Below are 15,045 nucleotides of genomic sequence, written 5' to 3'. Positions count from 1 at the left end.
TGATTGTTCTTGTTGTCTTTTTTTAGCTCTTTTCTCTTTGAACATTTCCCAGCTTGCTCCCGTTACCCAATAAGATACGAAACCAACTAAGAAAAACATCAACCAAAACCCTATAGTTAGTATGGTTAAGAAAAGTAAAAAACCTAAGTACTGTGAAAATTCAAACATGTTTTCCGGAATTTTTGAATGTAAGTACAAATGTAGCTTATATATTTTTCCTTGCCAATAAAAACCAAATCAATTTTTATAAAATGACAATTATAAGTATATTTATACTCATTTTAAATAAGGTTTTAATTTGTGTTTCCGGATTCCCCTTAATATCAATAAAATAACAAAATTTGATGTTTCAGAAATCATGATCAACAAATAAAAGACAATAGGTTATTTAAAATTTTACATTTTATCCAAACACTTTACATTCAAAAAATGAAATACAGAATAGAAAAAGACACCATGGGAGAAGTTCAGGTCCCAGCCGACAAATATTGGGGTGCACAGACAGAACGTTCAAGAAATAATTTCAAAATTGGTCCATCGGCTTCTATGCCTCAGGAAATTATAGAAGGTTTTGCCTATCTGAAAAAAGCAGCTGCTTATGCAAACTACGATTTGGGCGTTTTACCAATCGAAAAAAGAGATGCAATTGCTGCGGTCTGTGACGAAATCCTTGCCGGAAAATTAGATGATCAATTTCCGCTGGTAATCTGGCAGACAGGCTCGGGAACGCAAAGTAACATGAATGTCAACGAAGTAATTGCCAATCGTGCACAAGTGCTTAAAGGTTTTGAAATTGGCGAAGGAGAACAATTTGTAAAAGCCAATGACGATGTAAATAAATCACAATCATCAAACGATACTTTTCCAACCGGAATGCATATTGCTGCTTACAAAATGGTTGTTGAAACTACCATTCCGGGAGTTGAAAAATTACGTGACACCTTACTTGCAAAAGCAAAAGAATTTAAAGATGTTGTAAAAATCGGACGTACTCATCTTATGGATGCCACTCCCCTAACTTTAGGTCAGGAAATTTCCGGTTATGCTTCGCAATTAACTTTCGGATTAAAAGCTTTAAAAAATACTTTGTCACATTTATCTGAGATCGCACTTGGCGGAACTGCTGTAGGAACCGGATTAAATACGCCAAAAGGTTACGATGTAAAAGTGGCAGAATATATTGCCCGGTTTACCAATCATCCTTTTATAACTGCCGAAAATAAGTTTGAAGCTTTGGCCGCACATGATGCTATTGTAGAAACGCACGGAGCCTTAAAACAGCTTGCTGTTTCCTTAAATAAAATTGCAAATGATGTCAGGATGCTCGCTTCTGGACCCCGTTCAGGAATCGGTGAAATCATTATACCCGAAAACGAACCGGGTTCTTCAATTATGCCCGGAAAAGTAAACCCGACACAATGTGAAGCATTAACGATGGTTTGCGCACAAGTTATAGGAAATGATATGGCAATTGCCGTAGGTGGCATGCAGGGGCATTATGAGCTGAATGTTTTTAAACCTGTTATGGCTGCTAATTTTCTTCAGTCGGCACGTTTGTTGGGAGACGCCTGCATATCATTTGACGAGCATTGCGCGCAGGGAATCGAACCGAATTACAAACGCATTAAAGAATTAGTAGATAATTCGCTGATGCTGGTTACCGCTTTAAACACTAAAATAGGCTATTATAAAGCTGCCGAAATTGCTCAGACGGCACACAAAAATGGAACTACCCTCAAGGATGAAGCTGTTCGTTTGGGTTACGTAACCGCTGAAGATTTTGATGCCTGGGTAAAACCGGAGGAAATGGTTTAGTTTAATTGTGAATTATTAATGGTTAATTATAAATAAAAAAAGCCTGAAATATAATTTCAGGCTTTTTTTTGTCACCCTGAGCGAAGTCGAAGGGCTTTTGATACCGTAAAAACCTTCGACTTCGCTCAGGGTAACAACGTATAATTAAGATCTGAATTTTAATTAACAATTCACCATTTACAATTTACAATTATTTCCCGTCAACGTAATCCTGCAAATATGCAAATCTTGGTGTAAGTTTCCCTTTTTCGGTTATTTTGGCACGTTTTAAAATTCCGTCTTTGTCTCCGTTGAAAAAAGCAGGAATTACATATTCCATAAATTGTTCTCCAAAACCTTCACTGGCGTCTTTTGGGATTTCGCATGGCAGATTATCCACAGCCATTACCACAACTGCTCCCGGATGAAAAACATCTACTTCTTTATCTTCGCCTGGCCAGTAACCATAAATAGGTTCCGCAATTGTAGAAGAACGCAATGTACAGGCAATCGGCCCATTTACATCGCAGGAAATATCAGCAACTACTTTTATCTTATTGGTACTTGCGTTCAACATTTCACGGGTTAAAATCATAGGAGCACCGCTAGCGTAAAAATGCCCGGCAAAATAAATGTCCGTTACTTTTGTAAATTTTTCAAAATCAGAAACATATTCTTCCGGATGTTCTATAAAATCATTAAAATCAAGAATCTGCCCATCAATTCGTTTGTTATATTCTAAAACATCCAGCTGCACAAAAACCGGTTGCGTATAGTTTTTTGCCAAATAATTATCAATCGTTATTTCTTTGACTTTTATAGCTTCCAGAATTTCTTTTGCCCCGCTTCCGACCTTTCCGGTTCCGGTAATAACGAATTTTAAAGGCGGTAACGTTATACGTTTCAAATGCATAATCAATGCCTCTTTTCCGGCAAGGGTTTCTGCTTTTGGTAATTTAAATAATTCAAACTTTATTCCGAATGCACGAATTCCGTTGTACACGCCCACCATCCCGGCGTATTTTCCAAAACCAATTAATCTGCGGAAATGGCTGTCAACGATGGTTTCGTGATCGTATAAATCAATATTTTTTTCTAAAATTGCCTGTAACAGCTTTCTGTTATGGGGCTGTTTTTTTATCGTATGAGAAAAAAAGAAATAAGCTTTATTTGAAATCAAATTATCTACAGGAACTTCTTTTACTCCAAACAAAACGTCACAATCAGCAACATCGTCAGTAACCGCTATTCCCATGTTTTTATAATCATCATCCGAAAATATTCTGATATCAGAACTTTCTACTTTTACAATCGCATCATGGTAGGATTGCTTTAGTTTCGTTAACTCACCAGGAGAAAACACAACCCTTCTGTCGGGTGGATTTTTTCTTTCTTTTATAATTCCAAACTTCATTTCTATAGGTTTTTGACAGTTTAATAATATAACTTTTTGAAGGTTATTTGTTTCAAATATAACAAATTTAGTTAAAATTTTGTTTCAAAATTGTTATTTAGAATGCTTAAAAACCGTTAAAAGCTGATAAACAAACAATTGAAATTAATTACCGTTAAAACAATGTTAAAAAACGCAGTTTTAAGGCTCAGAATTGAGAAAACAACAAAATTGAATTCGATATATTTGTTTTTAAAGAACGATGCAAATGATTTTCCTTAAAAAAACAAAGATACCACAAATACTTTTTTCCCTACTGGTTTTAAGTTCATGTGGCAAAGATAAAACTACACAAAAGGCAGCTACTCCTGCTGTCGAAGATACTTTACCTAAAATGAAGCCGTTAGGTCCTGAAAAAAAGATTTCTCAGGCTTATAAAAATTCAGTGATTGGCAGAATAAATCATTTTTACTATAAAAACTGGCCCAATAACAGTATGAACGGAAGCTTTTTAGTAGCCCGAAACGGTCAGATTATCTATGAAAAGTATAATGGTTATGCCAATAAAAACGAAGGAACAAAAATAACAGCTGAAACTCCCGTGCAAATTGCCTCGGTAAGTAAAGTTTTGACTGCTACAGCAGTTTTAAAACTGGTCAATGCGGGCAAGATTGATCTGGATCAGAAAGTAAATACTATTTTAAAAACATTCCCATACGAAGAATGTACGATAAGAATGCTATTAAGCCATAGAAGCGGTATGCGAAATTACGCGTATTTTACAGATCATGATAAATCAGTCTGGGACAGACACAACCAGCTTACAAATAAAGATATCTTAGATATTCTGGCAACTAAAAATGTTGGTTTGGAATCTCTGACTGGAACACGTTTTGGTTATTGTAATACCAATTATGCAATGCTGGCACTTATAATCGAAAAGATTACAGGTTTAACCTATAAGGAAGCAATGTCAGAAATGATTTTCAAACCTTTGGAAATGACACATACGTATGTTTTTGATGATGACAAAGACAGAAAAAAAATTGTTCCTTCATACAAAGGCAATGGCGCAGAAATAGGATTTGATTATTTGGATAATGTTTACGGAGATAAAAATATATTTTCAACAGTAAGAGATCTTTTAAAATTTGACAGAGCCAGAAATTCGCCTGACTTTTTAAAACCGGAGTTACTTAAACAAGTCTATACGGGTTATAGTAATGAGCGTAAAGGAACTAAAAATTATGGTCTTGGAATCAGAATGATTAATTGGGAAACCGGGCAAAATTATTACTTTCATAATGGTTGGTGGCACGGTAATACCTCATCCTACATTACTCTAATGAATCAAAATGTTACTATTATTGCCTTGTCTAATAAAATGACAAGAAACACTTATGCTGTTCGTAAACTGGCTCCTATTTTTGGAGATTACCCGTTTAATTTTAAAGACGAAGAGTAAAATAGTCATAAAGTCAAAAGTCGTAAAGTCTTAAAACAGTTGATAATATAAACTTTATTCTTTTTTTAAACATACCAATTATGGAAAAATAAAGGGAAGCAAACAGAAAGCAATCTTTTGATTTTAAAAACTTTACAACTTTTTACTTTCGCTCTTGGACTTTTGATTTTCGACTTTACAACTTTTGACTAATTTTTTTTCTGAAAATTTTAATACAAAGTCATTTCAAATAGTATAAATTTGCAAACTCATTTTTGGGGTCGACTGGTTTTGACAGCAAGTCGAATTGAAAAGTAAGCACGTCGAGCATTGAGACCTTGCTCGTAAATATAAGATCTTACAATTTTACACGGCGAAAATAACTACGCTTTAGCTGCATAATCCGAATTATAGTACGATTAGCCACGTCCCTACCAGGTAGGGAAGCTGGATTCTCCTAGAAAGCCTTGGTTTGTGGCGTTCTGTCAAGGGGAACCGTAAAAATAAACCTAGATTTCCATGAGCTTCGGGTGGATTTCAAAATTAAGAAGATAAGTGTTGGGTGGTTGTTCCTGACCTAGCTTAACATCGAAAATCCAATCAGGAAATAAACGCGTAGAAAGCTCTTTAGTTGCTTGTTTGGACCCGGGTTCGATTCCCGGCGACTCCACAAAAAAGCCTGTAAACACAATGTTTACAGGCTTTTTTTATTTATAAAAAAATACTTACGTAAAAATTCAAAAAAAGGGTATATATACCCTTTCCCCATTTCCTGCATATTAATAAATTTGATTATCATTATTCAAATTATTATAAATCAATTAATTATATATTGATTTATAAATTAAGGCTTATATATCTACAAAAATATCCTACACGCCTTCATCTATTTCTATCGCTTTACTTAAAGCAAAATTTTTAAAAAAGTACCAGACGAAAATGATATATTCTGATAGGAATAGATACAAATTCATGCCCGATTAATACGTTGAGAAAATAATTTACAGAATAAATTAATAAACTTAAAACGAATTATATGGCCACAACAGTACCACCGGACAAAAAAGACAACTATGAAAAACTATTTGCTTCCTGCATCATTAGAGAAGTTAAATATCCGGAAGTTGATCAAATTATATCAAAAATGGTGTCGAATAAAACCAGATATCAATATGTTGGCGATCCGTTAAATATTCCCTGGTTTGTGATAGCGATTATACATTGTATGGAAGGCAGTCTGAGATTTGACACGCATTTACATAATGGCGATCCGCTCAACAAACGCACCGTTCAGGTTCCCGCAGGACGTCCAAAAACCGGAAACCCGCCTTTTACCTGGGAAGAAAGTGCTAAAGATGCTTTAACTTTTGATAAACTAAACTTATGGACCGACTGGAGCATTGCCGGAATGCTCTATAAGCTGGAATTATACAACGGATTGGGATATTACCGACAAGGTATTAATTCGCCTTATTTATGGAGTTATTCCAACCATTACACCAAAGGCAAATATGTTAAGGATGGCAAATATGATCCTAATGCAATTTCTAAACAATGCGGAGCTGCGGTGTTACTGCGCCGCCTGGGCGAGCAACAGCTAATATCACTTCCTGATGGTCATATTGTAGAGCAAATTCTAATACAAGGAAATAAAACAAAATACTATACCGGAACCGTTACCAACGAAGCCAAAGAATTGCAAACCTTGCTTAATAAAGCGGGAAGTGTATTAAGGGTAGATGGTAAAGCCGGAGAAAAAACCTCAAATGAGTATTTTAAATTTAGTAATACCTACTTAAACGGAGATCCAAGAAAAATGTAATAATTTAATTCTAAAAACAAAATGGGACTATTTAGCGAAACATTCAGTAAAAAAAATATTTATTCTATAGTAACGGTAGTAGTTATCATCTTGCTAACAGCCGGTTATCTCATTTTTGTTCTTCCCAGTAATGAGAAGAAAGAAGATGCAAAAAATCAGGCTATTCTGAAAGGTATCGAAAAACAATTAAATGAATATATCGATGATCAGATCAAATATATTAGTGAAGATAAGATAAAAAGTCTGGGGCTTTCAGTTTATAAAGGATCATCTACAAATTATATTGATACAATTACAATTGATAAAGCGGGAACTAATGATTTACAACAGGGAACTATTAAATTAGCAAGAAAGATCAGAATAGCAGGTCCGCCTAAAATTTATGATAAGGATAAGAATCCAAAAGTAAAATTTAATGACACCATTTATATCGATCTGGGCAAATTCCTTAATAAAATTAGTGCTACCACTCCTTTTACTTCATTTTACATCTGTCCGGTTGAAGCAGGAGGGTGTAAAGCTGAAAAAATGTTTCTTTCTAAAGATGTTACTCTGATTGATCAGGATAGTTTAATTCTTTACGGTAAAAACAATGGCCCCTTTAATTTTAAAAAATCTGTAAAAAGGTATTATGCTAATCAAATAAATATTCCACAAACCACTCATACTTTGTTTTTAGCTGCAGGGATTGAGAAATCTTACTTTCAGGCCAATGTGCGACAGATAAACACAAACCTGTTAATTTTTAGTCTCATTTTCATCATTCTGGTGGTGTTAGGCATCAATTTCATAAAACCAATTGTAAGCAGTTACAAAGAAATACTAAGTCAAATTGACCTTGTCGGCGTGGTATTCGCCAGCGGGTTATTAATTGCTGTTTTGGTTGTATTTGGAACATTATCATACTGGAATATTGCAGTAAAAAACAGAACCGAAAATGACTTAAAAGAGTTAGTAAATAAAATAGACAAATCATTTACCCAACAAATTGCAACCTATCAAAATTGGAAAAATAAGGGTTCGTTATTTGAAGAGATCGAGGGAAATTCAGAAAAGTTATTTGGCAAAATATATTTAAAAGCTGATACGAAAGTTACTTCTCTGGACGGAAGATCTATTACTAAAAATGAATCTTTAGCATTTCAAAAACCAAAAAATATAACATGGCATAAATTTGATTTAAAAAAGGGCACAAAAAATTCAGAGCTTCTTAAGTACCTGGATAGTTATTTCCGTATGGACAATAAAGGATTGATTACCACAAATCTGAGCAATACATATCCTGATATACCCAGAAAATATGCTGATAGAATGTATTTTAAAATACTTCAGAAAAAAAGGAACAATCAAAAGACAAATCCTGTTCTTACCGCGGTTTTTTCCAGAGAAGATAATAAGTACCAATTGATTTATGCTGAAAAGGATACTATTGATGAGAAAAATCCAAAATCAGAAAATAATGGTATTAGCGGTATCGCCTTCAGAGAATATTTTTCAGAAGAATTAGAATTACCACCCGGAACAAGTTATATGCTTATAGACCGAAGAGGAGAAGTACTAATGCAAAAAGACGCAGGGAAAAATTTATATCAAAATTTGCTCTATGGGTCTCAAAATAATTCTAAATTACTTGATCTGTTATCTGGTGTAACTCCATTATCATTTGAAATAGAATATCAGGGAACTCCTTATCAGATATATGCAAAAAAATTAGGCGTAAAAAGTAATTCTCCTGTATATATTCTGGGAATTCGTGACCTGTCGCACCTCAACCGTTTATCGCTATTTACTTTTACTAACGGATTCTTAGTTTCTATTTTCTATGGTTTTTGTTTGTTATTGATTACTTACATTTATTCAGCACTCTTTTACAGTGGTCGTGTAAGCATGTTTTCGAGACAACATTTCCATCATCTCTTTCCGGATAACAGCAGAACAGATGAATATAAATTATTGTTATTTGTAAGTGGTATAGCAATTCTGCTGGCAACTGTGGTTTCTTTTATTACCTCACCATCAATAGCGCTTGTTTTTTGTATAACACTTGGCATTAATGTAGTTATTGTCAATTTCTTAACACTTAGCATTCGCAGTCTGGAACCCAAAAAAGAACTCATTAAATTACTGCTAATTATATTTTTTGCAGGTTTGTGTTTACCGTTGATACTCTTTTTTAATAACCTTTTATTATTTGCCGTTATTGCACTTTTTGGGACTCATATTGGATTAATTTTTCATCATAGGAATTGGAAAAAAGAGAAGACCGATTTAGAACCTTTTGCAAAGAAAAACTTAGGAGTTAATAAAAAAGCTTACACCAGATTCCTAACAGCAAGGTTAATGCATCAGTTTGTTGTATTTCCGTTTGTTCTCATTAGTGCGTATTATGTGAATGAACTGAATTATTTTGCTAAATACTACTGTTCTTATCTTCAAACCAAAGAACAAGATATAAAAGACAAAAATGCTTTTATAATAAAAGACAGAATAACGTATGCTTACAATTGTAATTGTGACGAAAAAAGTACAGAGAAACCTCCTATTGTACTTAATAATAAGAATGAAATTGTTCAAAAGGCAAATCTTGGCTTTTTAGACCGTCCTGCTACTTATGAAATTAAAAATTTTACATTTAACAAGCTTAGCAGTAACTATTATATAAACTCACTGGCTATAATTCTGTATAAAGGAAATAATCTTTTTTCATTTTTAATATTTTTATCCTTGTTACTAGGTTTCTGTTTTCTTGCCATTTTAGCCTATCAATTATTAAACTTTTACAGCAACCGTTTCTTTTTTTATGATTTGATGCATGCTGCCCATAAAAAATATTATCCATGTACAAAACATCTATTGGCCAATGATCATATATTTATACCAATGATAAATAATGATGATATTGAAAACCTAATTCAGGTCAATAATAATACCCCTTTAGCTACCTGTCCAGATCGTAAAATTACTATCGATGACCTTTTCAAGGATGGAAAAAATGAGGATGTGAAAAAAAATGAAATATCCCCATATCTGAGAATGAATTTTATACTTAATTATCATAATAAGCAATTAGCAAAGGAGTATAACAGTATTTGGGATTCATTGCCGAACGATGAGACTCGTTATGTACTTTTTGATTTTGCTCAGGATCAATTTGCAAATTACAAAAACAAGGACATTATTATTAGTCTTATGGAAAGCGGAATAATTGATTGCCATAAACTAACCGGAAGGCTACAATTGATGAATCTTAGTTTTAGGAAATTTATCATGTCCAAAAGAAAAAGCGATCCGAATTTTATACAAAGTTTCGACAATGAAACTACAAATGGAACATTTAGTAAGGTGAGATTTCCACTAATCGTTATTGCAGTTAGTGCCCTGCTCTTGTTAATGTATCTTAACAAAGACAGCTATGACAGGGTAAGTGTAATAGGCGGCAGTATTATTGCAGTTTTAACTTTAATCAATAAATTCATTGACCCTAAAACTACCTGATATGTCTAAACAGAAAATCGAATTATAAAACAAATCCATTTTTCTATCCTTGAAAAGATAGGTTTAATTACTTAATTTTGCGCGGCGGTTAAAATATATACAAAAAATCCAATAAGCCGAAAATCAGCAATATTAAGTGAATCGAGGAAGAATGAAAAATGATGAAAATGGGGAGTTGAGCTGGACTACATGCCTGAAATGCCAGGGACGTGGTAAAAGAAGTCAGAGGCTCAGCAAAAAAGTACGGCTCCATTACCAGATTGCACTCGATCAATTTGAAAAAAATAATGGTAGCGGGGTGGCTCCGGTTCGCCCTAAGGCACATCAATACTCTTGTCTGGATTGTTCCGGATCCGGGTTGATCGCTTCTGCCACTCCTCCTGAAGCTGATAAGGAAAATTATCCTCATGTTGCTATTATTGGCGGCGGCATTGGTGGTGTAGCACTGGCTGTTGCATGCCTGCACCGCGGAATTCCTTTCACGCTTTTTGAACGTGATAACAATTTTGAGGCGCGTTCCCAGGGTTACGGCCTTACTTTGCAACAAGCCAGTAAAGCGATTGAGGGACTGGGAATTTTTTCATTAGAAGATGGCGTTATTTCGACAAGACATTTGGTTCATACAACAGAAGGAAAAGTAATTGGCGAATGGGGAATCAGAAAATGGATTTCTCCTGATGCTAAAAAATCTCCAAAACGTACCAATGTGCATATTGCACGACAATCCCTTCGTTTAGCTCTTCTTAAGCAACTTGGAGGCCATAATACTGTAGAATGGGGACATCAATTACTTGACTTTAAAGAATCTGAAAATGAAGGCATTGATCTGAATTTTCAGGTAAATGGCCAAATAAAAACCTATAAAGCAGATCTTGTGGTTGGTGCCGACGGTATTCGCAGTTCATTACGCAAACAGCTGATTGGTGAAGAAATTACTCCTTTGCGCTACTTAGATTGTATTGTGATACTGGGAATTTGCCCTTTGAGTGCGCTCGAAGGTATTGATAGTTCTTTACTGGATTCGGCTACTGTATTTCAGACTGCGAATGGCAATGAGAGATCTTATATTATGCCTTATACTTCCGATTCTGTAATGTGGCAGCTTAGTTTCCCGATGACAGAAGAAGAGGCAAAAGAATTAAGTGCAAAAGGAGCTTCTGCACTCAAGGAAGAAGCACGCCGCAGAACGCAGTGGCACGACCCTATACCGCAGATTATTGCAGCAACACTTGAAGCCCAGATTTCGGGATATCCTGTATATGACCGGGAATTACTGACTCCGGAATTATTAGAGAAAGGAAGACAAATTACTCTGATAGGAGATGCAGCTCATCCGATGAGCCCTTTTAAAGGACAGGGAGCCAATCAGGCACTGCTGGATGCGCTCTCGCTGGCAAGGGGAATTGCAAAAGGATGTAAACCTTTATCTCAGTGGAGACAAAAAGGAATCAGAGAAAGTGTTTTAACTGAGTTTGAAGCCGAAATGCTGGAACGCAGTGCCGTAAAAGTAAAAGATTCTGCAGAGGCAGCACAGTTTCTGCATTCTGAAATTGTACTTCATGAAGGTGATGAACCCAGAGGAAGATGCCTAAAAAAGAAAATATAAAAAAAGCCCATTCCTTTCGGTTTGGGCTTTTGATTTCTAGTCTTACAACTTTATTTTATTTAGAACTAAATTGTCTTAGTTAATTCCGACAATTGCTTTTAGTTCTACATATTTTTGAAGATTCTTAAAGTTATGTCCTTTTTCTTTCATGGACTTTACAAAAGCAGGTGTCGCCCCTATTGCTTTCGCCCCAATGATATCTTCCAGATCCATGTCATTAAATCCAAGATCTTTGTATTGCTTAATTAAATCAGCTGTTATGTTTAGAGATTTTAAAGCAAATAAATCATCTGTTGAAATGTTTTTATAACCTGTTTTTTCGAATTCAGTTATATATTTTGGTGTGATATTTAAAGATTTCAAAGCCATTAAATCATCGTTAGACAAATCATTATATCCTATTTCTTTAAAAGAATCGATAAATTCCTTGTCAATATTTAATGACTTAAATGCTACAATATCGTCGTCATCATTATCTTCATTTTTTTCTTTAGAAGAATTGCGAAAATCACTGATGTATTTTCCGCTGATATTTTGAGATTTTAATGCTATAAGATTGTCTGCAGTTATGTTTTTATAACCGGAATTACGGATTTCTTCAATAAATGCCTGATCAATATTTAGTGATTTAAAAGGAATCAGGTCTTCTAATTCGAAATCTGAAACTCCTGCCTGTTTGATTGAATTGATGTAATTCTCATTTACGTCTAAGGCTGCCAACGGAATCAGATCGTCTTTATCAATATCATTATAGCCTTTTTTCTTCAGCATTTTTACATAAGACGTCTTTACATTTACCATAAAGAAAACCATAAGATCAATATCTTTTGAAACGGTAACTCCTTCCTGAGCGAGTTCTTTACTGAAATTTTTATTCGCCACAAATTTATAAGTTCCCATTCCGTTTGGTCCTTCAAATTTTCCGGTAAAATGCATTGTTCCTGCTTCGCGGGTTAAGGCAAATTCTCCCTGCTTGTCTCTTGGAAGGTTATTAAATTCACTCAACTGAAAAGTAGTTGAAGAATTAGTATGTTCTCCATTTTTGAATTGCATGTCTACTGTGTTGTCTTTTATTGTAGCAAACCAGCTTCCTTCTGTATCCATTCCTTTTTGAAGGTTTGAATTTTCTTTAGGTTCTTTTAAATTTTCTGATTTTTCATTTGAACTGAATGTCTGGCTTTGCGCTGCCGGTTGATTAAAAAGGCAGGCAAACAATACCAGTAATGGCACCAGGAAAAAATATTTCCAGGTGGTGTGTACGTTTGATTTTTTTGAATTCATCATGATGATTCGTTTTTTGATTAGTGATTGATTATAATTAGTTGTAAGACTCAATGGAAATTGTGGTGCCGCTACTTTGAGCAGGCTAAACTGATAACTTTGTTTTTCAACGGTATGCTGTTGCAACATTTTATCATCAGTCAAAAATTCGAGGTTGATTTCTAATGCTTTTCTCCATTGCCATGCAAAAGGATTAAACCATTGAAAAATAAGTACCAGCTCTGCGAGCAAAAGGTCAACTGTGTGTTTTTGTTCGATATGAATTTTTTCGTGGAGTAAAATCTGATTATAGGTTTCCCATTCGTATTTTTCCGGGTTGATAAAAATATTGTTCGCAAAAGAACACGGAGCTTTGTCGCCGTTAATTTCGACTATACGGAATTTTCCATCCTGAATTGCCGATGATGAATGTGCCCTGTAAAGTAATATAACAGCCTGCATCAAAAAGTTAAATGCAAAGATTATTACTCCAAACCAATACAGATACATCACGCCCTGCATGAGCATATCAAGATTAAAATTTTGCTTTGTTTCTTCAACCAAAACTTCCTGAACGGGAGCTGATTTTTGTTCCGGTGTCTGATTCTTTAAAACAGGAATTTTAGCCGGAGAAACACTTGTTTCGGTATTTTGTTTTCTGAAAGACAATTGCTGTGGTACCGGAAGCAACGGCAGTGTAAAAGCTACAATCATACAGCCAAGCAAAACAAATCTGTTCAGGTGAAAAAAGGTTTCTTTTTGCAAAAGCAGCTTATAAAAAAGCAGGCAGGCAGTAAGAATAAGGGCTGTGTATAAAATATAGGGTATCATATTTCTCCTTTTTTAATAATATTTACAATTTCATCCAGTTCGTTTTCTGTTAACTTTTGCTCCTTTGCAAAAAAAGCAAGCATTCGCGGATAAGAGTTGTCAAAATACTGGCTCACAACATCTTTTAATGCAAACTGCTGATACTCTTCCCTGCTGATTACCGGAAAAAAGCAATGCATATTTCCTGTTGTTTCATGATCCAGGAATCCTTTTTCTTTTAATATCTTGACGATTGTCGCAACACTGTTATAGTGTGGTTTTGGATCCGGCAGCAATGGAATTACATCTCTGATAAAGGCTTTGTTTAAATCCCAAAATACCTGCATAATCTGTTCTTCCCGTTTCGCTAGTTTTATCATTGTTAAAATATTTTGAACAAATATAACTACTAATTAATTAGTAGCAAAACTAATTGATTAATATTTTAACTAATTTGTTAGTTGAGTTCCTGTATTTTGAGTTTTATATAAAGCAAAAAAAAAGCGCAAAGTGTAAACACTTTGCGCTGTAATGAATTGATATCTAAAGGGATTTAATCTTTTATACTGTAAAATATCTGCTGAAAATCATGTTTGTATTTTTCTTTTTTATCAATTGGAGCCTGAGACAAAACGGTATAAAAAGTACTGTCGGTTTCTGCAATTCCGAGGAGAAAATATATTTTTTTATTGTTTTCAGTATCAAAAAAGGTAACTTCTGTCTCCATAAAACTTATAGATGCTTTTTTTTGAGATTTTGTATTTCCAATTTGTACTTGTGCTTTATTTGCGGTATAATCGTTTACTTCTAATTTAAAAAAATCATTAATTGTCACTTTCTTTCCGGCTTCTGATTCTAAATATTGTTTGTTTTTATACGTAACAAACCCATAAATTTCATTCTCCTCATTGTGATACACTAATGCTGACTGACTGGCCTCTGCAGAATTGGTTCTCAAATAACCCGGAAAACTGATATAAAAAACATGCCCTGCTTTATATTCCTGAAATTTTGATTCTTCAGCCTTCTGCTCATTTTTTACTACTTCAATATCTACCGTTTCTGATCCTATAATTTTCCCATTATTATCCATCAAAAGTCGTGGCAGCCTTTGCTTTCCTAATGTTGTTGCTTTGAATAAATAACTAAGCGTATGTTCATCGGTTCTTTTTCCATCTTTATAAGTAGTAGAATGTGAAGAGGCCGGGCCGTCTATTTTTTCAAAAGTATACAACTCCAGATTCTTTGCTTCAAAATCGTTGGAACTATATTCGTATATAACTTTTATATTGTCATTAATTCTGCATACCGACTGATCGATTCTTACTTTTATTTCCTGTGCAAATAATTTAAAATTTGATACAAATACCAAAAACAGTATTAAGGATATTTTTTTTGCCATTTACTTCGTATGTTTTATT

Annotated in this window: 9 protein-coding genes and 1 other RNA gene; 6 read left to right on the top strand and 4 right to left on the bottom strand. The window is 34.3% G+C overall.

From position 1 onward, the window contains the following. Window positions 1-429 precede the first annotated feature (429 nt). On the top strand, window positions 430-1,815 hold the full coding sequence (gene fumC / locus DCO46_RS07345; protein WP_116751912.1) for a class II fumarate hydratase: 1,386 nt from the start codon (window positions 430-432) through the stop codon (window positions 1,813-1,815). A gap of 190 nt (window positions 1,816-2,005) precedes the next feature. Here fumC and DCO46_RS07340 read toward each other — a convergent pair whose 3' ends face one another. Next, complete coding sequence (locus DCO46_RS07340; protein WP_116751911.1) at window positions 2,006-3,208, bottom strand: NAD(P)-dependent oxidoreductase; 1,203 nt, start codon at window positions 3,206-3,208, stop codon at window positions 2,006-2,008. 241 nt (window positions 3,209-3,449) lie between these two features. Here DCO46_RS07340 and DCO46_RS07335 point away from each other — a divergent pair, with 241 nt between their 5' ends. The 5 genes from DCO46_RS07335 to DCO46_RS07315 all read left to right on the top strand — a co-directional run bounded on the left by DCO46_RS07335 (window position 3,450) and on the right by DCO46_RS07315 (window position 11,554). Further along, window positions 3,450-4,652, top strand: a complete 1,203-nt coding sequence (locus tag DCO46_RS07335; RefSeq protein ID WP_116751910.1) for a serine hydrolase domain-containing protein — start codon at window positions 3,450-3,452, stop codon at window positions 4,650-4,652. A gap of 256 nt (window positions 4,653-4,908) precedes the next feature. Then, window positions 4,909-5,304: a transfer-messenger RNA gene (gene ssrA, locus DCO46_RS07330) on the top strand. Window positions 5,305-5,667: 363 nt separating this feature from the next. Continuing rightward, complete coding sequence (locus DCO46_RS07325) at window positions 5,668-6,453, top strand: hypothetical protein (protein ID WP_116751909.1); 786 nt, start codon at window positions 5,668-5,670, stop codon at window positions 6,451-6,453. Window positions 6,454-6,474: 21 nt separating this feature from the next. Then, window positions 6,475-9,948: a cache domain-containing protein gene (locus tag DCO46_RS07320; protein ID WP_116751908.1), complete on the top strand. Its 3,474-nt coding sequence runs from the start codon at window positions 6,475-6,477 to the stop codon at window positions 9,946-9,948. Window positions 9,949-10,099: 151 nt separating this feature from the next. Further along, window positions 10,100-11,554, top strand: coding sequence for an FAD-dependent oxidoreductase (locus tag DCO46_RS07315; protein ID WP_116751907.1), 1,455 nt, complete (start codon window positions 10,100-10,102; stop codon window positions 11,552-11,554). A gap of 75 nt (window positions 11,555-11,629) precedes the next feature. Here the strand turns inward: DCO46_RS07315 and DCO46_RS07310 are convergent, their stop codons facing one another. The 3 genes from DCO46_RS07310 to DCO46_RS07300 form a co-directional block, all read right to left on the bottom strand. Further along, complete coding sequence (locus tag DCO46_RS07310) at window positions 11,630-13,645, bottom strand: M56 family metallopeptidase (protein WP_116751906.1); 2,016 nt, start codon at window positions 13,643-13,645, stop codon at window positions 11,630-11,632. After that, entirely contained in the window at window positions 13,642-14,004 is a 363-nt protein-coding gene (locus tag DCO46_RS07305; protein ID WP_116751905.1) for a BlaI/MecI/CopY family transcriptional regulator, read from the bottom strand. The genes DCO46_RS07310 and DCO46_RS07305 overlap by 4 nt, the downstream gene beginning before the upstream one ends. 173 nt (window positions 14,005-14,177) lie before the next feature. Continuing rightward, window positions 14,178-15,026, bottom strand: a complete 849-nt coding sequence (locus DCO46_RS07300; RefSeq protein WP_116751904.1) for a BatD family protein — start codon at window positions 15,024-15,026, stop codon at window positions 14,178-14,180. Window positions 15,027-15,045: the final 19 nt, after the last annotated feature.

Source organism: Flavobacterium sp. HTF (genome assembly GCF_003105115.1).
In the GTDB taxonomy this organism is placed as follows: Bacteria; Bacteroidota; Bacteroidia; order Flavobacteriales; family Flavobacteriaceae; genus Flavobacterium.
This window is presented reverse-complemented; position numbering and strand designations above follow the sequence as displayed.